19 protein-coding genes and 2 pseudogenes are annotated in these 21,495 nt (G+C 49.2%); 5 read left to right on the top strand and 16 right to left on the bottom strand.

The window, feature by feature from the left end:
* Positions 1-45: 45 nt before the first annotated feature.
* From GKO28_RS16850 to GKO28_RS16795, 14 genes and pseudogenes are all read right to left on the bottom strand, one after another.
* Positions 46-3,903, bottom strand: a complete 3,858-nt coding sequence (locus GKO28_RS16850; protein WP_182077150.1) for a translocation/assembly module TamB domain-containing protein — start codon at positions 3,901-3,903, stop codon at positions 46-48.
* The gene (locus GKO28_RS16845; RefSeq protein ID WP_203564241.1) at positions 3,900-5,156 is read right to left on the bottom strand and encodes an autotransporter assembly complex family protein; all 1,257 of its coding nucleotides are present in this window, start codon (positions 5,154-5,156) and stop codon (positions 3,900-3,902) included. Before GKO28_RS16845 ends, GKO28_RS16850 begins: the two co-directional genes overlap by 4 nt.
* Positions 5,116-5,676: a hypothetical protein gene (locus tag GKO28_RS16840; RefSeq protein WP_203564240.1), complete on the bottom strand. Its 561-nt coding sequence runs from the start codon at positions 5,674-5,676 to the stop codon at positions 5,116-5,118. Before GKO28_RS16840 ends, GKO28_RS16845 begins: the two co-directional genes overlap by 41 nt.
* Before the next feature lie 666 nt (positions 5,677-6,342).
* Positions 6,343-6,792: a chalcone isomerase family protein gene (locus tag GKO28_RS16835; protein ID WP_307839122.1), complete on the bottom strand. Its 450-nt coding sequence runs from the start codon at positions 6,790-6,792 to the stop codon at positions 6,343-6,345.
* Positions 6,786-6,911 (bottom strand): hypothetical protein, encoded by a 126-nt coding sequence (locus tag GKO28_RS21960; protein ID WP_282099353.1) that lies wholly within the window; start codon positions 6,909-6,911, stop codon positions 6,786-6,788. The genes GKO28_RS16835 and GKO28_RS21960 overlap by 7 nt, the downstream gene beginning before the upstream one ends.
* Before the next feature lie 71 nt (positions 6,912-6,982).
* Positions 6,983-8,186, bottom strand: a pseudogene (locus tag GKO28_RS16830) (acetyl-CoA C-acyltransferase).
* 176 nt (positions 8,187-8,362) lie between these two features.
* Positions 8,363-10,348 carry a 3-hydroxyacyl-CoA dehydrogenase/enoyl-CoA hydratase family protein gene (locus tag GKO28_RS16825; RefSeq protein WP_374220741.1) on the bottom strand — a complete coding sequence of 662 codons (1,986 nt, stop codon included), beginning with the start codon at positions 10,346-10,348 and terminating at the stop codon, positions 8,363-8,365.
* Positions 10,299-10,754: a 3-hydroxyacyl-CoA dehydrogenase family protein gene (locus tag GKO28_RS23040; RefSeq protein ID WP_374220740.1), complete on the bottom strand. Its 456-nt coding sequence runs from the start codon at positions 10,752-10,754 to the stop codon at positions 10,299-10,301. Before GKO28_RS23040 ends, GKO28_RS16825 begins: the two co-directional genes overlap by 50 nt.
* Before the next feature lie 88 nt (positions 10,755-10,842).
* Positions 10,843-11,274, bottom strand: coding sequence for an outer membrane protein transport protein (locus tag GKO28_RS21955; protein ID WP_182077146.1), 432 nt, complete (start codon positions 11,272-11,274; stop codon positions 10,843-10,845).
* A complete protein-coding gene (locus GKO28_RS21950) occupies positions 11,271-12,167 on the bottom strand; it encodes an OmpP1/FadL family transporter (protein WP_182077145.1) in 897 nt (298 codons plus the stop codon). Before GKO28_RS21950 ends, GKO28_RS21955 begins: the two co-directional genes overlap by 4 nt.
* Positions 12,168-12,290: 123 nt before the next feature.
* Positions 12,291-14,693: an acyl-CoA dehydrogenase gene (locus GKO28_RS16810; RefSeq protein ID WP_247646611.1), complete on the bottom strand. Its 2,403-nt coding sequence runs from the start codon at positions 14,691-14,693 to the stop codon at positions 12,291-12,293.
* Between the two features lie 19 nt (positions 14,694-14,712).
* A complete protein-coding gene (locus tag GKO28_RS16805; protein ID WP_173534270.1) occupies positions 14,713-15,357 on the bottom strand; it encodes a TetR/AcrR family transcriptional regulator in 645 nt (214 codons plus the stop codon).
* A 109-nt stretch (positions 15,358-15,466) separates the two neighbouring features.
* Positions 15,467-16,795, bottom strand: coding sequence for a leucine-rich repeat-containing protein kinase family protein (locus tag GKO28_RS16800; RefSeq protein ID WP_182077144.1), 1,329 nt, complete (start codon positions 16,793-16,795; stop codon positions 15,467-15,469).
* Positions 16,795-17,193 (bottom strand): YchJ family protein, encoded by a 399-nt coding sequence (locus GKO28_RS16795; protein ID WP_247646610.1) that lies wholly within the window; start codon positions 17,191-17,193, stop codon positions 16,795-16,797. The genes GKO28_RS16800 and GKO28_RS16795 overlap by 1 nt, the downstream gene beginning before the upstream one ends.
* Positions 17,194-17,250: 57 nt before the next feature.
* Here GKO28_RS16795 and GKO28_RS16790 point away from each other — a divergent pair, with 57 nt between their 5' ends.
* The 4 genes from GKO28_RS16790 to GKO28_RS16775 are packed head-to-tail and all read left to right on the top strand — an operon-like array spanning position 17,251 to position 18,675.
* Entirely contained in the window at positions 17,251-17,937 is a 687-nt protein-coding gene (locus GKO28_RS16790) for an HAD family phosphatase (RefSeq protein ID WP_182077143.1), read from the top strand.
* Entirely contained in the window at positions 17,921-18,184 is a 264-nt protein-coding gene (locus GKO28_RS23035; protein ID WP_182077142.1) for a CHAD domain-containing protein, read from the top strand. Before GKO28_RS16790 ends, GKO28_RS23035 begins: the two co-directional genes overlap by 17 nt.
* On the top strand, positions 18,069-18,335 hold the full coding sequence (locus GKO28_RS16780) for a hypothetical protein (RefSeq protein ID WP_182077544.1): 267 nt from the start codon (positions 18,069-18,071) through the stop codon (positions 18,333-18,335). Before GKO28_RS23035 ends, GKO28_RS16780 begins: the two co-directional genes overlap by 116 nt.
* Before the next feature lie 19 nt (positions 18,336-18,354).
* On the top strand, positions 18,355-18,675 hold the full coding sequence (locus tag GKO28_RS16775) for a CHAD domain-containing protein (RefSeq protein WP_182077141.1): 321 nt from the start codon (positions 18,355-18,357) through the stop codon (positions 18,673-18,675).
* 68 nt (positions 18,676-18,743) lie between these two features.
* Here GKO28_RS16775 and dut read toward each other — a convergent pair whose 3' ends face one another.
* Entirely contained in the window at positions 18,744-19,193 is a 450-nt protein-coding gene (dut, locus tag GKO28_RS16770; RefSeq protein ID WP_173534274.1) for a dUTP diphosphatase, read from the bottom strand.
* A 250-nt stretch (positions 19,194-19,443) separates the two neighbouring features.
* Positions 19,444-20,639: pseudogene (gene coaBC / locus GKO28_RS23030) on the bottom strand (bifunctional phosphopantothenoylcysteine decarboxylase/phosphopantothenate--cysteine ligase CoaBC).
* 50 nt (positions 20,640-20,689) lie between these two features.
* Between coaBC and radC the strand changes: the two are divergent.
* Positions 20,690-21,364 (top strand): DNA repair protein RadC, encoded by a 675-nt coding sequence (gene radC, locus GKO28_RS16760; RefSeq protein WP_173534276.1) that lies wholly within the window; start codon positions 20,690-20,692, stop codon positions 21,362-21,364.
* Positions 21,365-21,495 lie beyond the last annotated feature (131 nt).

Genomic DNA, 21,495 nt, shown 5'->3' with positions numbered 1-21,495 from the left:
CTAAAAGCCGTGCCTTTTTTAGGTCTCTGGTATCAATTTATTTGTTCAATCAAATTGCCATGTGTAATCGACATTCAGCGAGCTCTCATCAACCCCAATGCGCGAGACCACAGACCAGTTTCTAGAGAGCTGCAACGTAAACCTTACCGCATCACGCAAACCATTAAAGCTTTTATCCAGCGACACGCGTAAATTTTTGGCCAACTGCTTACTGACCGAAACCACTTGTGTGGTACTGCCATCTTTTTCGCGCACCGTGTTATAACCCACTTCATCAATCCCTACCGCACCAAACAATTGATCGGTTAAGCCTTGACCATTATTATTGCTGGCCATAGCATTTAAAACCTGCAAGATCAAAGCCCCATCGGCTTTTTCCATATTTTCAGAACCATGCCCAAACAGCAACCATGACAGTTTTTCTGAATCAGGCACATTCGGATCAGAATACAAAGTCACTCGTGGCGAATAAGCTGAACCTTGCACTTTCACCCCTGCCTCAACCGCTAAATTGGTTCGCACCGCCAAAATATCTAAACCTGGATTATCCAGCGGACCAATAAATGACAACACGCCGCGCTCAATATCGAGCTTTTGTCCGTAGGCTTTATATTCGCCCTCTTCAACACTTACCGTACCATGGGCAGTCAGTGCTTGATTACCGCTGGCTTTCAGGCGTAATTGCCCAATCAGCTCGGCGTCGAGCCCATAACCTCGAAAGCGAAAATTTTTGCCCAAATCAACGCCAATTTCAACACTGGCCGACATCGGTTTGGCTACTTTTTTTGGTGCAGCGCCTAACACCACCACATCGGACGACAAGTGCGGTACATCGTTAGAAACAAACTGAATATCGCCCTCATCGGCAATAAACTGCCCGTTCACCGCCAAAGCGCCGTTGTGCATTGCCAATGTACCTTGGCCTGAAATCACCAACAGCATATCGGCCTTGCTAATTAAGGTAAATTTCTTAGCCGCCAATTGAATGGTTAAGTCCGGTTGCGCTTTGTCGGTTAAATCAATCCGGCCCGAGCCCTCCACCGTACCGTTACCACTGCCATTAAACTTCATGGTTTTTAGCGTAATTTGCTGACCATCCAAGCCAATATCCAGCACACCGTCTCGCAAATGCACACCTAAAGCGGCATCTTTATACAGCAGACCCGTACCTTTAATTTGTCCGGCCAAGGTTATCTTATCTCCTAGCGCAACGCGGCTTACATCCAAATGCGCTCGCCCCCCCAAAGCCACGCCGTCACCCACAAACGGCGCAAAGACTTTTAAATCTGGCAAGTCGCCAACGAGAGCAACTTTCATCGCTTGCAACGCAGAAAACTGCCACTGCGCCGCATCAAGCAAACCGCTCGCCGTCAATCCCACCTTGCCATAGCGAGGACTGCTTAACTGGCTGTTCACATTAAATTGATTTTGATTAATTTCGCCGTTTAACGCCAAAGCATCCAGCAAAAAGGGCCGCAAGCCATCATGACCACGCCAAACCACATCACCTTGCTGACGGGTCAGCGCAAAGCGTCCACTGACCGGCGCGGCAGGTGCCGACTGGGTTAAATCCCACTGCCCAGCCAAAACCAAATCACTTTGCACGGCGGGATTGTCGAGTAAACCGACCCAATCGCTCACCTGAAATTGCTTAATCTGGCCTTGGGTATTTATCGCACCATTGCGCCAATCAAAGCGGCCAATATCAATCACACTGCGCCCCAGTTTCAAACTAGCGCCAGACAAGCGTAATTGATCGCTTGCCAGCGACAAAGTCGCCGCGCTTTGTAGTTGAAAAGGCAGCCATGCCATCCCGTTCAAGCGCTCAATTTGTCCTTGCCACACTTGACTGGCATTCAAGCCCCCCTTGAGCAACACCTCTAAAGCCAACTCTTGCTGATCTTTACGGCCTTTGGCGCTTAGCGTCACCGTATGCTGGTCTTGACGACCGTTGATTAACATATTGGCGTTGGCAATCTGCAGCCCTGGCATGATTAACTGATTGACGGCCAAGCGCAGCTCAATGGGTCCTTTTAAGTCGGACTGTACATTGGCAAACAAATCCGCGCTGGCAACTTCTAGCGCCCACGGCGTATTAAGCTGTTTAACATTCAGTATGCCTTGCACATTGGCTTGTGGCAGTGTGCCCGAGAGCAGCCCTTTGCCAGTCACCACCCCCGAAAAGCCCTTGCCTAACACCTGTAGCTCAGGGAAATCAATTTGATAATTCAGCTTGTCGTTGGTTTTTCCAAGCACACCATTCAAATCGAGGCGGTTTTTACCTAAGGCCAACCACAGCTGCGGTACATTCAAACGATTGTTATCCAGTTTTAACTGACCGGCCCCCGATAAAGCCTGTTGATTGTAAATACTATTTAAAAGTTGATATTCAACATCCAAACGCAGCGTTGGCTCAATCTGGCCACTGGCCTTGATTTGGCTATTAATTCGCCCCGCTGGCGATGCCGCAATCAATTCGGCCGGATTAAACTGCTGCAATTGCGCGGTTAACGTAAAGTCATACGGTGCTTGTAAATTTAACTCGCCTTTGGCGGCCAATTGACTACTACCACGCTGCAAATCCAATTGGCGCACAGCAATTCGGCGCTGCTCAGTCGGTTTTATCCAGCCCAAATCCAACTTAAGTGCGGTTTTTAAGCGCTGATCTTTAATCTCACCTTGCACATTGGGTGCCAGCCACGGCCCTTTCAGCGTCATCAACCCGCTCATTTGACTGGCCGCTTGTGGCGACCAAAATTGCGCTGGATCGATGCCTTGCAAAGCCAAATTAAGATCAAGCACTTCATCACGAATACCGCCAGTGGCCTTGAGCTGTCCATCCCCGGCAAACCCCATCTCCAACTGCTTAATCTGCAAGTCATTACCGGCTAAATTAAGCCGAGCATTCAACGCCGCCAGCGGCAAACCCTGTCGATCTAAAGACCCGAGTTGATGATTTTTAAGCTGCAAACGCATCACCACCCCAGTTGAGCTAGGCTCAACTTGTAAGCTGGCATCAATTTTGGCTTGTGGTGCCGCCGAGTTCCATGCGGCAGGATTAAACTGCTCTAGCTTAATTTGACCATGCTGCAACATTTGATAGGCATGCGCCGCAAACACATCCAATTTAACATCGACATTTGCGCGCACTTTGGCGGCATTTAAATCGGCCTTCACCGCCAACGCCCGCAAATCACCGAGCACTTGACCGACTGCAGTCAACTCTTGCCCTTCGAGCTGCCCAGCTAAGACAAACGAGCCTGCGGTGCGAAATGGCGCTTTACCCGACACATTCAGCGCAGCACTGAGCGTGCCTTGTGGGGCATGTAATTGGCTAATCGTAATGCGGTGCTCTTTACCATTACTATCAAAACCCGCTTGAATTTGCTGAATCGTTGGCGCGCCACTGATTTGCAATTGCGCGATCCGTAGATCCAGCACTTGCAAACTTAAAGGCAGGTTTAAGTTTTGCGGTACTGGACTGGGCTTGGCCATCGGCGGCGTCGGTTTCGTTTCTATCTGCAAAATACCTAAGCGCAATTCATTGATGTATAGCTTTCTAAGCAATAATGAATAGGGGCTCCAGTCCAATACCCCGTGATCCAATTGCACCAAGGCACTGGATGTGTCTACTTTTAAATTGCGAACTTCCAAGCGCGACCAAAACGAGCCCTGCAAAGATTGGATTGACACCATGCCGCTGCGATTAATCATTTCCACCAGACGGGCACGGCCATAATTGGAATCGAGCGCAAACAGCAGCCCCGCCAGCAAAGCAATACACAGCGTTACACTCGCTAGTACGCTCCAAAATACCCCACGCGCAATCTGCCGCGCTCGGCTATAAGTAGGCGGAGTCACCACCGCGACTGGGGTGGCTTCAGGAGTTAACTCAGGATTCAAAACGCAAGACCCATCGCAAATTGAAAGCGAAATTGAGATTTATCGATGCCGTAGGCAATATCCGCGCCGATTTGCCCGACCGGACTTAACCAACGCGCGCCAATCCCAGCGCCACGCACTGGATTTAATGTGCGCCAATCGGTGCCAGCGCCACCATAATCATAAAAAATTGCCGCCCGCCAATCTTTGTAAACCAGATGTTGATATTCAATCGATGACGTTGCCAAAACGCGCCCTGGCACAACCGAACCATCGATATCAACCCCTAAAGATTGATAATCATAGCCACGCACGGAGCCCATACCACCGGCACGAAACAACCATTCGGTCGGCACGCCAATCGCGCTGCTGGTAAAAGTTTGCCCTAGCTCCAAACGCAAGGCCAAAATCCCTTCTTGCCCGATCTTGTTGTAATGAATGGCATTGCCATAAGCGCGGACAAAACTAACATCACTCATGACTTGCTCAGAAGCGCCACCAATTTCAGCTTGCAGCATATAGCCATGCCGTGGGTCTTTTAAGCTATCTAAATCGCGGATAATCGTCTTGTAATTTAAAGTCAAAGAATGCGGACGATCACTACTGCCATTGCTAATTTGGCGACGTTCAGCCAGATATTGCAATGAAATATAATGCTCTTGCCGGCGTTCAATCCAATTGCGCGACACCCCAATCCGATAATTGTCCGACTGCAAGCCTTCAATATCTGAGCTGGCATAATTGATGTAACCGTTATGCTCCCAGCCGCTCGACATTTTTGGAATGGCCACGGCGATATCAAACAGCTGTTCTTTTTGTTTAATTTCAAGCTTGGAATTAAATATCCAGCCACGATCAAACAAATTTAAATAACGATAATCCACCCCAGCTTGCGCACCCGTATTGGTGCTGTAACCCAAATTCGTACTGACTTTACTTAAGGGCGACTCTTGCACATCAATTTGTACCGGTGCAATAAAAGGCGCATCCGGCGGTAAATTTACATCGACCAAGGCCGAAGCAAAATGCGGTAAATTTTGTAATTCAGTTTGTAAATTGAGTAATTGACTACGCCGATACGGCGCGCCTTCTGGCAAATCAACCAAATCACGAACCAATTTTTCTGGGTAACGCTGCAAGCCCTGAATGTGTACCGGGCCATACACATAGGCTGGACCACTGTCCATCGTGATATTTAGCTGCGCGGTTTTTAATTCAGGATCAATGATGGCTTCACTCGAACTCATCACTGAGGCAGGATAATCTCGCGCCATAAACGACGCTAAAGTGCGTTTTTTTTAAATCATCCCATTCGCTTTGCGTAAATGACGTACCAATGATCGCGTCGCTTCGCTCTTGAAAGCGCGATTCCAGTACCGCCAAACGCTCCGGATTATCGCGTACCGCACCGCTTACATTGAGTTTGGCATCATGAATCACCACCGGCTTACCCAAATCGACTTGGATATACACCACGGTTTGCCCCTGCTCGGTTTTCATTTCCGATACCGTTTTGGTATTGAAATACCCTTGGGTGGCGAGTAAATCAGCCACCGCTTGTGGCAAAAATTCAAGTGAACGACTTAATTGTTCAGGCGAATTTCGTGGATTATCTTTTAGCTTAAAGATCTCAAGATACTGCTCAAGTAAAGCCGACACGCTTGAATCGGCGCGCAGCACCACACGATAAGTAAATGGGGCTTCGGCAGCCGCAACCGTTGTAGAAAAGACCAACAAACCAGCGCCAAGCGGATAGAAAAGAGATGAATTAAACAAGACAAAACCATGAGTCACGCAAAATGCTACTTTACCCAAACTCAAGCAAATTAGCTGCATTATCGTGCGATAAACAAAAAAAATCCCGACTTGTCTTGCGTAATAAAACACAAGTCAAAGTCGGGCACAGGAGGATGGAGTCGATAACGCAACTTTCGCTGCGGGTACTACGGTTACTACATGAAATCGGTGCTTAGCGCTGAGTCAATTTCCAGCCATAAGACTTAACCAGCAATTGTTGCTGAAATTCAAAGTTTTTGATCATTTTGAGTAAGCCACGCATGGTGTTTCTCCTTTAGTTATCCGGTTGAACCAACCGGCCTTGCTGTGTTTCTTTCGATGTACGTACTTTAACAAAACTACCCAGACTACGCAAGTCTTTTTGTACTTAAATTACATACTTAACAACCAATACAAGCAACTACAAGTACACAAAAATATCTTAAATCCATATATAACAACAACATAACTTGTAACAAACACCAATAAATGAAAAATACAAATGTAGCAATACTACATTTAACTCAAAAAATACATTACAAAGCACAGCAAGAAGAGTAAGCCAAAAGAAAAGCCCCAACCTAAATCAGGTCGGGGCCGCATCGCCATGGGTCGTACTCCCTACGATTCGATCGTACTCAGTCGTTTAGACTGCAGATTTAACGACTCGCCACGGACTACTTTTTATGCTTTTAATAAGGCAGCCTTTAAACTATCACTGACCGGCGATTTACCCAGCCAGATCGATAGCATTGCGCTAGCAATTGCATCGCCAGTAATCATGCCGGCCACCTGACCACGCACCAGTACTTTCACCCCCTTACCCGGCAAAAAATCCAACATAATCACATCGCCTTTATTGGCGACCTTAATATCCATAAAGATTTTCTCAAGTTCCGCCACCTTGGGGGCAAGCGCTTTATATTGCGCTGCACTGAGATTGTCTTGCAAGCCTTCGAGCAAAGCGCTGTACAACGTCGCCGACTCCACATTGCGCAACATATCCAATTGAATCCGTCTTGGCGTAGCAGCATTAATGATGGCGTTCGCATCATTGCTTTTGGCCGTGGTATATAAAGCCGCCACATACACTTCAAAAACCATTTTCTTGCGAATACCGGCGCCGTTTAACACCAAAAAGGTGTTTCAGCCACGCTCACCTTCTCTGGCAAGCTCACCCCCGCCACTTCAAGCGCATATGCCGAATTGGCCAATAACAGGGCCAAAGCCATTGCCGTGAGTTGTTTTTTCATTGCGTTCTCCAAAAAAAAAGCCCGCTTTCAACTCAGCGGGCTTTAGATAAATTGAATTCAAAATGAATCGCTTATAAAACTTGCAAAATACCAGCAGCACCCATACCGGTGCCGATACACATCGTCACCATGGCATAGCCTGATTTGCCTTGACCGCGCAGACCATGAATCGCCGTTGCGGCACGAATCGCGCCCGTCGCACCCAAAGGATGGCCCAAGGCAATGGCACCACCATGTGGATTGACAATCGACATATCCAAATTCAAATCACGACTCACCGCCAGCGCTTGCGCAGCAAATGCTTCATTGAGTTCAATCCAAGCCAAATCAGACAAATTCAAACCGGCTTGTTTTAGCGCCGCAGGAATCGCTTCTTTCGGACCAATCCCCATAATCGCCGGTGGCACGCCTTTCACCGCAAAAGAAACGTACTTAGCCAATGGCGTGAGATTAAATTCTTTGAGGATTTTTTTCTGAAACCAAAATCAACGCCGCAGCACCGTCGGACATTTGCGAGCTATTACCGGCAGTCACGCTGCCTTTGGCGGCAAATACGGTTTTCAGTTTAGCCAGGCCTTCCAAGCTCGTGTCAGCGCGTGGGCCTTCATCATTGAGCAAGGTTTTGTTAATCAACTCCACTTCGCCGGTGGCCAAATTGGGTACGCGATACGTCACATCAATCGGTGCGATTTCCGCGTTAAATTTACCCTCAGCAATCGCCGCCAAAGCACGGCGGTGCGATTCAACAGCAAAAGCGTCTTGATCTTCACGATTTACCTGCCATTGCTGCGCCACTTTTTCCGCAGTCAAACCCATACCGTAAGCAATGGCTACGTTTTCATCGGTGTCAAAAATACTCGCGCCCAATGACAATTTATTGCCACCCATTGGCACCATCGACATCGACTCGGTACCTGCCGCAATCATCACATCGGCTTCGCCTAAACGAATTTTGTCGGCCGCCAGCGCCACAGCATTAATGCCCGACGAGCAAAAACGATTAATCGTAATGCCGCCCACGGCATTGGGCAGACCGGCCAGCAGCGCACCAATCCGCGCCACATTCATCCCTTGCTCGCCTTCTGGCATGGCGCAGCCAGCCACCACATCCGACACCAAAGCTGGATCGAGCGATGGCACTTGCGCCATCGCAGCTTTCAATACATGCGCCAATAAATCATCCGGGCGAACACCCTTTAGCATGCCGCGCGGCGCTTTGCCCACTGGCGTGCGCACTGCGGCAACAATATAAGCTTCTTGAATCTGTTTGCTCATTTTGAATTCCTAAAATTTGGCAAAACCTGAATCCACGACCGGCACAATAGCGAATTTGGCCGTGGGTTCACGTTTGATTTTTAATTTGCGATCAACCTACCAACGCTTTTTGAAAATTGCAGTTAGCGGGCTGTTATCGCCTTGTCGTACCTGCACTGCGCTCGGTACGACAACGATCAATTTCTCAGTGGTTTATTAAATTCAATCATGTGCATGATTCGTTCTTGGGTTTTGCCTTTTTGCAGCAAGCCCATAAAGCGTTCACGCTCTAATTTCAAGATCCAATCTTCGTCGACCAAGGTACCGGCATCGACATCGCCACCGCAGACGATTTCGGCAATTTGTACGCCAATATGGAAGTCATACTTACTAATAAAGCCGCCTTCGAGCATATTGACCAATTGCGCACGAATCGTTGCTGCGCCTGAGCGACCGGCAACCGCGAATGCTTTCGGACGTACTGGCGGACGGTAGCCGGTGGCCGCCATCGCAGTCACTTGCGCTTGCGCCACAAACAGCAACTCGTTGGCATTCATCACAATCACATCCGATTCTTTCAGATAGCCAATTTGCTGGCCTTCTTCCGCGCTGGTACCGACTTTGGCCATCGCCATCGCGAGGTAATAATCTTTGAGCACTTCTAAAATATTGCCGTTACGAGCTAAACGCGAAGCGCGCAGTGCAAATTCTTTACAACCACCCCCCGCTGGCAACAAGCCCACGCCGACTTCAACCAAACCGATATAGGTTTCAACATGCGCCACCACTCGAGCGCAGTGCATTAAGAATTCACAACCGCCACCAAAGGCATAACCTTGCGCTGCGCCCACCACCGGTACTTTGGCGTATTTAATCGCTTGCGACGTTTTTTGAAATTCAAACACCATCCGCTCAAGCGCAGCAAAATCGCCACTCATAAACGCCGGGCCCATACTCATCAAATCCGCACCAACTGAAAACGGTGCTGTAGCGTGCCAAATCACCAAACCTGGATGGTATTGCTCAGCAATCTTGATGGACTCTTGGATACCGGCCAATACGTTTGCACCGACACAATGCGCCTTGGTTTTAAAGCTCAGTACCGGCACGCCAGCCGTGGTTAAATTGCTCGGCGGCATCCACATCCGAACGCTGTCGTTTTCGTAAATGGTTTCACCAAAATCAGGCTCAGCTTCGCCCAGTACTTTCGGTGGATACAATTGACGCTCGTACACTGGCAAGGTTGAACGACCAACCAACTCTTGCGTCACCGCATTGAGTGAACCGGCTGGGGTATGCACGCCATCGCGCGCCATAACCCAAGCTGGCAATGGGTTGCTCGACAAAGTTTTGCCCGCAGCGATGTCTTCATTAATCGCGGCAGCAATGGTTTGCCAGCCGGCCGCTTGCCACATTTCGAACGGACCTTGTTCCCAGCCAAAGCCCCAACGGATGGCAAAATCAACATCGCGGGCATTGTCAGCGATGTGTTCCAGTTGCACAGCGATGTAATGCCACACATCACGCAAGCAAGCCCACAAAAATTGTGCTTCTGGCAAGTTTGAAGCGCGTAGCGACGCTACCTTGGCGGCAAAATCAGTATTTTTTAGTAAAGCTTTCACTGCATCAGACGCTTTTTGACCACCGGCGATGTACTCACCGGTGCTCGGGTCCAACATCAACACGTCTTTGCCGACTTTCTTAAAAATACCTTGGCGGGTTTTTTGCCCTAATGCACCAGCAGCAATCAGTTGCTCTAGCCATTCGGGTGATTTAAACAAGGCATGCCATGGATCGGCTTGCAATGTATCGGTCATGGTTTTAACCACATGGGCAAACGTATCCAAACCCACCACATCGGCGGTACGGAATGTCGCTGATTTTGGCCGACCTAAACGTGGGCCAGTTAAATCATCGACCACATCAAAACGGATGCCGAAGTTTTTAGCGTGCTCAATCGTCGCCAGCATCGAGAACACACCAATCCGATTGGCGATAAAGTTAGGGCTATCTTTGGCGCGAACCACGCCTTTACCTAAACGTAGCGTGAGGAATGTTTCGAGTGCATCAAGGGTATCGGCCTGGCAACCTTTAGTGGCAATGAGCTCAACCAGATACATATAACGTGGCGGATTAAAAGAAATGAATGCCGCAAAAACGCGATTGCAGCGCAGCCGGTACATTCGCAGCCAAAGCTTCAATCGATAAACCTGAGGTATTACTGGCTAAAATCGCATGCTCAGCCAAATGTGGCGCGATTTTGGCATATAAATCGGCCTTCCAATCCAAGCGCTCAGCAATGGCTTCAATCACCAAATCGCAATCGGCCAATAACGCCAAGTCGCTACCATAGTTGGCAGGCACGATGCCATCAATCCGGCTGGCAGACATCAATGGGGCTGGTTTTAATTTTTTAAGATTATCTAAAGCTTTGAGTGAAATCGCATTGGGATTGCCAGTTGCTGCGGGCAAATCAAATAATACGGTATCAATCCCAGCATTGGAGAGATGCGCTGCAATTTGCGCGCCCATCACGCCTGCCCCTAAAACTGCCACTTTGCGAATTGGCATTGTCACACTCACACTCATAATCACTCTCTTCGCAGGCCAGCCCTGCAGCTATTCGGTTAGATTTTCTTTTCGTGCCCAAAGCCTTCGCTCTGGGCACAATCTAGAGTTAGAAACGATAGTTGTATTGCATACCCAAGGTCACTGAATTAACGCTGTAATTGCCGTTAATTGAACCACCCGAGGCTTCACTTGGATCTAAAGGCTTACGATTGATGGTTGAGCTTTTTAGATGAACATAAATGGCGGCAAGGTCAATCGAATTGTTTTTATCAATATTGTAACGAGCGCCCAAGGCATACCAAATCCGGTCGCTATCGGGAATACTGGCAATGCGCTCAGCATCATTGGCTTCAGGAGATTGGTCATACGCTAAACCGGCACGGAAAGTCCAAGTTTGATTTGGCGTATAAATACCGCCCACTGAATAACGGCTGGTATCGCGCCAGCGAGTCACCGTCACTGAATCGGCATTACCTGCAGACTGAATTCGGATTTCGTCAAAGCGCGAGTGACCAGTCCAGGTGTAATCGGCGGTCATCGCCCATTCAGGGTTAAATTGGTGAAAAAGCCATTAATCGAGAATGATTCTGGCGTTTCAACCGACAATGTTGCGTCGCGATTTTGTAACGACGGTGATTTACCCACGGTCGATTGCAGTGCGCTCGGCACCTTAAAGGTCAAATCACCTTCCAAGGTGTGTTTGATTTTTGAGCGATACGCCACCCCTACTCGGGTGTCTTGGCTGATATTAAACAAAGCACCCAAGTTAAAGCCGTAGCCAATGTCGTTACCTTTGACTTCCGACTCACCATCAAAAGCTGGGTTACCAAAAAACGCAGGGTTTCTTGTTGCCGTACCTAAATCCAAAGCCTTGCTAATTTGGCCATTGATATATTGCACACTCACACCGGCACCGAGGGCCACCGTGTCGTTCACTTTGTAAGAGATCGATGGATTCACGTTAATCGTTTCGATCTTGCTTTCTAAAGCTTGGTAGCGACCCACCCAGCCTGCTTCGTAATCAGTATGCGAACCAAAGGGTACAAACACCCCAACCCCGACATTCACCTTGTCATTCACTTGGTAGGTGGCGTACAGATGTGGCACGGCCGTCGTTGATCCAAAACTACCGCCATTACCACCCGTCACCGTTTTACCGGTGGCGGTGGTGGTTTTGATGTTGGTGTACTCACCCTTGGGAATAATCACATTCAACACGCCCGACACTTGCGTACCTTCAAGACGGCTCATACCGGCTGGATTGTAGAAAATGGTTGACGCGTCCATGACTTCGGCAGCACCGGAGTTGGCGACACCCTGATTACTCGCACTTTGGGTACCAAAGTGGTAGCCCGAAGCCAAAACTGAGGCAGAGCTGAGAAACAAACTAGTTGCACCGATCACTTTCATTGAACGCACAAGCATCTTCATTTTTATATCTCCAAGGGTTTTGTTGTACCACATACAATGTAAGCTTTTATTAGCTTACTCTTATATTACACAATCACTCGGTGAATGGCCTCAGAATCTGCATGCATTAACTGTGCATCAAAATCATCCACCATAATCCACTTCCCGCTTGAGACGACGAGCACGCACCACTGCGGCGTGTTCTTCTGCAGTAATCAATCCCTGATTCAAGGCTTCTTGTAAGCGAGCCTGAGCCACAATCGCTTTCAACTTGCCTTCGCGCTGCGCACGGCGCAATTTGTTCTCGATGGCTTCAGTCGCAATCACGGCCTTCAAGGCATGCTCCAAAACACCAATCGAATCGTTTTCATCACTTGAGCGGTACATGAATTGCACCAAGCGATCACGCGACGCAGAAGGCTCCATCAAGCTACGGGCAATATCAGTACCCACCGTGTCTGCTGGCTGGCGCATCGTCATGCCGCATGGGAATACCAGCTTACGTACACACCATGCCAACGCCCGATTCGGGTGATTGGCCAAAAAGCCATTCATCGCTTCCTGACAATCGTAGAGCGCAGTTTCCACCGCCCAACGTACCAATGGACGATCTTCTGTCGGTTGGCCATCATCATTAAATTTCTTTAATGCCGCAGTGGCGATGTATAAATTTGACAACATATCGCCCAAACGCGCGGATAGTTTCTCTTTAAATTTGAGGCTACCACCTAACGTTGCCATCCCCATATCGGCCAAGAAAGCAAATGCTGACGAGAATCGAACGATGTCACGATAGTGCTGTGCGGTCGGTCCTGACACTGGCACGCTAACAAAACGCGCACCGGTCAAACCTAACCAGCAGCTACGCACCAGATTAGAAACTGCAAAACCAATGTGGCTAATTACTGCGTCATCAAAAGCAGGTAAATCTTTATTCATTGCCGCTTTAAGTTCACGCAGCACAAACGGATGGCTACGGATTGCGCCTTGACCAAAGATAATCATGCTGCGAGTCAGAATATTGGCGCCTTCTACCGTAATTGCAACAGGTATAGCGTGGTAACCCAGCGCCAAGTAGTTGCGTGGCCCAATACATACCGCTTTACCCGCATGTACATCCATGGCGTCATTCAGCGTTTTACGCATTTTTTCAGTATTGTGATATTTCAAAATACCGGAAATCACCGATGGTTTTTCACCCGAATCGAGCCCCGTCAACGCCAAACGTTGCGCGGCATCCATCTGATAGGTAAAGCCACCAATACGGCCCAATGCTTCATCCACACCTTCAAAGCGACCAATCGACAAACCAAACTGACTACGAATACGGGCGTAAGCGCCGGTGGTGTAAGACGACAGCATGCCGGTGGCAACCGACATCGCTGGCAATGAAATGCAGCGGCCCACTGACAAGCACTCGACCAACATTTTCCAACCTTTACCGACGTAATCTTGACCACCGATCACCCAATCCATCGGAATAAACACGTCCTTACCCCAGTTCGGGCCATTTTGGAACGCGCTAGTACCTGGGTAATGGCGACGACCAATTTCAACGCCTTTGTGCTCAGTTGGAATCAAAGCGCAAGTAATGCCGATGTCTTCTTTGCCACCCAAGAGGTGATCTGGATCGTACAGCTTGAATGCCAAGCCCAAGATGGTGGCGACTGGACCCAAAGTGATATAGCGCTTTTCCCAAGTCAAGCGAATCCCGAGTACGTTTTCATGGGCGACGCCAGTGCGCGGATCGGTATAGCTGCCGCGTGTCACGATACCAAAGTCAGGGATGCCACCGGCATCAGAGCCAGCTTCTGGGCTCGTCAAGGCAAAGCATGGAATCTCTTCACCGACCGCCAAGCGTGGCAAGTAATAATTCTTTTGGGCTTCAGTACCATAATGCTGCAGCAACTCACCCGGGCCGAGTGAATTAGGCACCATCACTGTCACCGCTGCAGAGCCCGAACGGGTAGCAATTTTAGTGACGACGCGAGCATGCGCATAATTACTAAACTCTTTACCGCCGAATTCTTTTTTAATAATCATCATGCCAAAAAAGCCGTTTTTCTTAATGAAATCCCAAGCTTCTGGTGGCAAATCTTTATCTTTTTGCGTGATTTGCCAATCATTAAGCATTGCGCATAAGGTTTCGGTCGGGCCATTTAAAAACGCTTCTTCTTCAGCAGTCAACGTTGGCTTGGCATACTGATGCAATTTATCAAAATCAGGCTTGCCCGAGAACAAATCGCGATCCCACCATACCGTACCGGCATCAACGGCTTCTTGCTCGGTTTGTGACATGGGTGGCGTGATTTTGCGGAAAATACTAAACAAAGGCCCAGTAATTAAAGCACGACGTATTGGCTTGAAGTTTATGATAATCAACAGCGCGATCAACATACCCAGCACAATTGGGTTTAAACTTTGCTGATAAAAAGCATAAGCTGCCCCGATCAAAATCAGCAAAGAACTCCACCACAGTGGCGCGCGGGAATAAGCAAGTACCCCGAGTAAAGCCACAACTGCAACAATGCAGATAAAAATTGACATGATTAACTCCAAGTGGCAACTAAACGGCAGCAGGGCTATTTAAGCCTGCAGCAATGAAAGGTAATAACATCTGTGCAACTAACTGCGGATCACGGGCATTAACCAAAGACTGGGTCATAAATAAGCGCATCACATTATTACCAGCGAATGCGTTAAACATGGCGCTGGTCATAAAGTGAAAGCGCCAACTCACTTCCTGACTGGATAAATGCGGCAAAGCCTGCCCCAACGCTTCAAGATAACGACGCGTCAACTCGCCATAGCGCTGTGGCAATTTTTCTTTTAAAACGGGATTGGGTTCAACATAGCTACGCGCCAGCAACTTCACAAAAATCAGCCCGCCGTGCGCAGGATTACTCCCCATTTCCATCGCCGCAGACATAAATGCCTCGGCGACTTCAGTGGCGGTAAAGTTGTTTTTACTACTGGTGAGTTGATTGATTTTATCGAGAGAAAGGCGAGCAAAAGGCTCGGCTCGGCGCTCAAATACCGCTTGAAACAAGCCTTCTTTGGAACCGAAATAATAATTCACTGCCGCAATATTGACCTGTGCCGCGCCAGTGATTTGCCGCATCGACGTGCCGGAAAAACCATGCTCAACGAACAAGATTTCTGCCGCATTTAAGATGCGTAATGATGTTTCTAGTGCCTTCCCCGTTTCCATGCCAGACCCCATGTAATAACTTGACTTGCATCAACTTCAAACGACTGTTTGAAAATTAAATCGAGCCACTACATCTGTCAAGTCTGTCACAGCAATCTAGGGAAGATACCTAGTTGTTTTGCAGAATTCGCCACAGTCCTTGTTGCAAATCAGCAAAAGTGATTCGACCAGCGCCCGCTAAATCGACACATTGCTCCTGCCAACACATCACAGCAAGCCGCACCTCGTCATCAGCCGCTGACCAATCGATTCGCGCCAGCAATTCAAGCAATAAATGAACAAAAGCACGAACCTCAATGCACTCTAGCGCCGGTGCCCATGCGGCATCTGGCGAGTAAAACGACGCAGCACCAAAGTCACCCAAATAAGCTCGGCCATCGGAGTGATGCAAAATATTATGCGCATATAAATCACCGTGCAAAATGCCGCGCTGATGTAAATGCCGCGCCGCATCGGCAATGCCATGCGCCAGCAGCAAGGCGACACGCCAAGTAAACCGTAAATCGCTGGCGTACACATCGGCAATACATGTTTTTAAACTCGGAGGTGCCGCCAATACGGTAAATTCGGGAGAAATCAACGGTAATACCAAGCCATCCCCCGCAGGATGCCCTAGCAATTGGGCATACACCCCGATTAAATGCAGATGCTCTCCTGCCGCGCGGCACACCGCCATTTCAGTGTGCGGCCAACCGTCGCTAGTGACTGCACCTTTAAATAACTTAACGGCCACTGTTCGTGGCTCAGCGAGATGCCATTGCGCTTGATAAATGGTGCCCGACGCCCCTTCTCCGAGCTTTTGCCCTAGTGTCACCTCGGACGCATTCACACTCGCAACGTCATCCATCTGGTTTCGTTCGAGCGCCGCATTGAATGGATTACCACCGATCGCCAACCACGCCAAGCGCGGCAACTGCAATAAGCACGCCGGAAACGCCGTCAATTGATTGGCTGCCACCCGAACTAAGGCCAATTGCTGGCATTGCGTCAGCGCAGCGGGCAGTGCCGCCAAACGATTACCCGCCAACATCAGTTTTTCTAACTCATGACAGCGCCCAATTGAGCTAGGCAGTTCAGTCAGTTGATTGTCCGTTAAAATCAACCAGCGTAAATGCGGCGGCAATGCCTCATCGTCAACATGCGCAATTTGATTGGATTTAAAGCCTATCATCGTCAGCGATGGGCATTGCCCCAATACGGCAGGGAGCTCAGTAAAGCGATTTTCAGAACAAAAAATCACTTCTAAATGCCGCAGCCTTGGCAAATCATCCGGCAAGCTCGATAGCTGATTACCGGATAGATTAAGAATTTTAAGGCTATCGGCCAGAGCAAAAATTTCGCGCGGAAACTCAGTCAAACCACAGCTAATATCTAAGCGCGTGCAGCCTTGCAAGGCACCGGCTTTTAATTGCGCTAAAGTACTCAAACCTTTGAGCATTAAATCACTTCACCATCAAGGTAAAACCAGCGCCCATCTTCACGAACAAAACGGCTATGCTCGCTCAAGCGGTACGCCACCGTGCCGACTTTATAGCGAGCAACAAAGCTCACTTCACCCTCATCGCCTTGCTCGGCAGCAAAATTCACTTTCAAGCTTTGCCACTTCACGGCGTCGTCTTCGCTTACGCCTAAATCATCAGGGCGGGTTGAAGGGTGCCAAGTGGCGTTTAGATAATCCGTTAATTCAAGCACGTACGCGCTATAGCGAGAGCGCATCAGGCTTTCAGGCGTCGGCGCAGCAAGACCGGCATGATAACGGCCACAGCAGCGGCCATAGGTTGCAGGTAAGCCACACGGGCAAATCGATTGGGCAGAAACGGTCATTTTCAGAGTCATAAATCAATTCAAGGCGAGTAAACTGGCGTATTGTTGAAATAAATCGAAAATAAGGCAATGAAAATAAACACCAACCCCAATAAAATTGCGGCGGCCATCTTTGATATGGACGGTTTATTAATTGATAGTGAGCGAATGGCCTTAAGCTGCTGGCATGATGCGGCCGAACAATTAGGCCACGCCATTGCCGCCGAGATCCCGCTGGGCATGATTGGCATGCATTCATCGAAAACCGAAGCGTATTTGCACGCTGCACTCGGGCCGCATTTTCCAGTCGCTCAATTGCGCGCAACAACGCACGAAATCTACCTCGCCCGCAGCCATGAAACGATCAATTTACGGCCCGGTGTGATCGAATTACTCGATTTTTTAAAACACAGCGCCATTCCCTGCGCGGTTGCCACCTCAACGAAACGCGCCATGGCCAATCATCACCTGAGCATCAGCGGTTTATGGCCTTATTTTCAATTTGCCGTTTGCGGCGATGAAATCATTCACCCCAAACCGGCCCCCGACATTTACCTTAAAGTAATCTCACAACTGGGCGTGCATGCTGCCAATTGCGTGGTGTTTGAAGACTCAAATTTCGGCGCGCAAGCTGGCCATGCTGCTGGATGTCGAGTCATTATGGTGCCCGATTTACTTCCCGCAACCGAGCAAACACAAGCGTTAGAGATTGAAATAGTTGATTCACTCAGCGCTGCGCGATTCATCTTGGAGCAAGGTCATGCCGAAAAAAAATGATTTTTTACACTCAATCGCTAAGCAACTGATCATCTTGGATCGCGCCAAAAATAAAATCATCAAAGGCAAGAACAGCGAAGCACTGCATCAATTTAGAGTCGCCTTACGCCGTTTACGCTGCTTGCTGCCGATTGTTTTTAAAATCCAACAAAAAACTCGACGCGGCGATTTTAAAAGCATGGCAAGCGCTCGCCAAACTCAGCAGCCCAACACGCGATGCGGAGGTGATGCTGACTTTACTGGGTAAAGACATCAATGCCGCACAATTTAATTCACTCAGTAAAGCTTACGTCGAAGGCATTGCGATCTTAAAAGCGGCACTCAGTACCAATGACGTCGCTACTTTAGCCATGAGCACCTTGCAGGCATTGCCAGCGGCGCATCCAAAAAACCAGTAAAACGCAGTTAAAACATCAGGTGGTACGGCAAGCCCGCCAACAAATCCAAGCGCTAAGCCGCAAAACAAGTTCCTCAGCATCAATGGCACAATGGCATCAACGTCGCGCGCATATCAAACATTTGCGTTACTTAAATACGCTAGCGACAACGTGGTTGCCGACTCGCTTTCATGCACTATCACCCGCACTCAAAACTGCACAAACTTCATTGGGTGAATTGCACGACGCCAGCGTTTTAGCGCTGTGGCTAGGAAAAAAACGCGTAAAAAAATCGCACTGGCTCAATGCACAGCGCGATTGGAAAAAGCTCAACGTTCAACTGGAGTATATCCATCAATAGCATTAAATATGACTGCTACAAATAGATACCCATAATGCGAAGAGATTTACTCTTCGCATTGGATTCGCTTAATGCTTACCAGTACTGCCAAAGCCGCCTTCTCCGCGATCACTCGCGGCAAATTCATCGACGATATTAAAGCCTACTTGCACTACCGGCACGATCACCAATTGTGCAATGCGCTCTAAAGGTTGGATCGTAAACGTGGTATTGCCTCGATTCCAGACCGAAACAAAGATTTGCCCTTGGTAATCAGAATCAATCAGACCGACCAAATTGCCTAACACGATGCCATGCTTATGCCCCAAGCCTGAACGCGGCAAAATCATCGCCGCCAAGCCGGGATTATCCAAGTGCAAGGCCATGCCCGTTGGCACCAAAGTCGTTGCGCCGGGCGCCAATTCGATCGGCGCAGTCAAACAAGCGCGCAAATCCAATCCTGCGGCACCTGCTGTGGCATAGGCCGGCAAATTATCTTTTAAGCGTTCGTCTAAAATCTTTACATCGATCGTGGTCATAAGTATTTCCTAAAAATATTTAAATTAAACAATGGCCTAGGGTCTGTTGAAGTTTGGTTTCCCGCCGCGCTGGAGTGCTTTTGGCCTGATGCGGCGTTACCAAGCGCTGGCGTAGAATGACTACGCTGCGCGCTTCGTGCCTTGCCTCAGGCCAAAATCCGCACAAACGCGGTTGGCAAACCCTTAGTCGATTGAACTCAATCAGTCGCAAGCACCTAGCTGAGTCAATTTTAAGCGGGTAAACCCATTTTTATTTTTCTAATTGCGCTGCGTCGTACAAACGGGTGATATGCGCAATCAGTTTGCGCGCAATGTCGATTTTTGGTGCGCGCGCTAAACGCGTTTCACCACTGTCATCCAGCAGCACAATTTCATTATCATCATGCCCCATCGCCGTTTGCACTAAGTTGGCGGCCAATAACGGCAGTTTTTTACGCTTACGTTTGGCTTCAGCGTATTCCAATAGATTTTCTGATTCAGCGGCAAAACCCACACAAAACGGTGGATTTTCTTTGGCGGTAATATTGGCCAAAATATCCGGATTGGGCGCGAGCTCTAGCGTTAAAATATGCGCGTCTTTTTTTGATTTTTTGCTCAGACGGATTGAGCACGTAGTAATCAGCCACGGCAGCCACCGCGATAAAGATATCCGCCGCAGCCACCTCGGCCTCGACCGCATTGAGCATTTGCTGCGCGCTCAAGACATTAATACGCCGCGTCCCCATCGGCGTTGGCAACGCCGTTTCACCCGACACCAGCACCACTTCAGCACCCGCCTCATACGCTGCGCGCGCAATCGCGTAGCCCATTTTGCCTGAGCTGCTATTGGTAATACCGCGCACCGCGTCAATTCGCTCAAAAGTGGGGCCTGCAGTGAGCAACACCCGTTTACCCAGCAAGCGTTTCGGCTGCAGACTGGCTTCAAGCATTTCAAAAAATTTGCGCCGCTTCCAGCATCCGGCCATCACCGACCTCGCCACACGCTTGCTCACCGGAGCTCGGCCCCAAGATGGCCACGCCATCGGCACGTAATTGCGCCACATTGCGCTGATTAGGGGCGTTTTCCCACATTTGTTTATTCATTGCTGGCGCAACGAGCAATGGGCAAGTCCGCGCCGCGACCAAGGTCGACAATAAATCATCGCAATGCCCTTGCGCAATTTTGGCCAACATATCGGCCGATGCCGGCGCAATCAACACCGCGGCCGCGCCACGGGTTAAATCGATATGCGCCATATTATTGGGCATACGCGCATCCCACTGATCAACAAACACTGGATGGCCTGACAATGCTTGAAACGTTACTGCGCCAACAAAATGCGTTGCCGCCTCGGTCATCACCACATGGACTTGATAACCGGCCTTCACCAACAGCCGCGTTAATTCCGCCGATTTATACGCGGCAACGCCGCCGGTAATGCCCAATACAATTTTTTTATGACTCACAATGTAAGCCTCTGCTATAGCGAATATCCGAAGTTTACCAAGAAACGCCGATGTCTATCACCGATTGGCCTGCAGATTCTCGTCCACGGGAAAAATTACTTCGCCATGGCGCAGTGGCACTTAATGACGCTGAATTACTGGCGATTTTTTTACGCGTGGGGATTGCCGGTAAAAGCGCCGTCGATTTAGCACGTGATTTGCTACAGCATTTCGGCTCATTACAAGCTTTATTTCAAGCTAAGCTCGATGATTTCGCGCACATTAACGGCATTGGCGACGCCAAATATGCCCAATTGCAAGCGGTACTCGAAATGAGCCGCCGTGCGCTATGTGAAGAACTCAAAGCGCGCGATACGCTGAGTAGCCCCAGCGCTGTGCGGGATTTTTTAAAGCTGCGGCTGCGCGGCCTCAATCATGAAGAATTTCATGGCTTATTTTTAGACAACAGCCACAAGCTGATTGCCGCCGAGATTTTATTTAAAGGCACACTCACTGAAACCCGCGTTTACCCCCGAGAGCTGGCGCGGCGCGCGTTAGAGCTCAATGCCGCTGCGCTGATCGTCGCGCACAACCACCCTTCTGGCCACGCCGAACCATCGCCAGCGGATATTTTACTCACCAGCCAATTGCAACACGCTTTGGCGCTGCTGGACATCAAACTACTCGATCACTTTATCGTCGCCGCCCACCGCGTAGTGTCGTTGGCCGAACTAGGCCATTTATAGCGCCGACGTTAAACCCCAACCACCGGTAACGGGCTTCGTAGCAAAAATGCAACATGCATTCAAACAACCATTTTAAAAATAAACGCCAATCCCGAGTCCAAACTGCACGTCCCCAAACCCGAAAATCCATC

The organism is Deefgea sp. CFH1-16, from assembly GCF_016881365.1.
Classification (GTDB): Bacteria; Pseudomonadota; Gammaproteobacteria; order Burkholderiales; family Chitinibacteraceae; genus Deefgea.
Note: the sequence above shows the minus strand (reverse complement) of the source record. Positions and strands in the feature narration are given on the sequence as shown.